Source organism: Micrococcus sp. GbtcB5, assembly GCF_019091605.1.
Lineage (GTDB): Bacteria > Actinomycetota > Actinomycetes > Actinomycetales > Micrococcaceae > Micrococcus > Micrococcus luteus.
In genome coordinates this window covers 1-257 of sequence record NZ_JAGXJK010000257.1, presented here as the reverse complement: position 1 = coordinate 257, position 257 = coordinate 1, and the positions used below count along the sequence as shown (strand labels likewise).

The 257-nt window shown below is 65.8% G+C and carries 1 pseudogene; it reads left to right on the top strand.

The features are described 5' to 3' along the window. Window positions 1-257 (top strand): annotated as a pseudogene (locus tag KVS67_RS12260) (hypothetical protein); the annotation flags it as partial.

Here is a 257-nt window from a genome sequence, read left to right as displayed (position 1 = left end):
ACCCAGCACTGGACCGATCCTCATCTCCGCCTCGTCTATGACTACTGGGACCAATACCTCATCCCGTGTCACGAGGCCTACGGCTACACGGTCGACACCTCCGCGCGCCCCTCCAAAGAGGCATTCGTCCCCGCGTTCTACACTCCAGGCCGCCACCAGTGGTGGCCCTTCGCGGACAGCATGAGGGGCGTGTCGGCAGTACGCCAGGCCGGGGTCGCGCAGACATGCCCGGAGCTTCCGCCGCAGGATGACCTCTG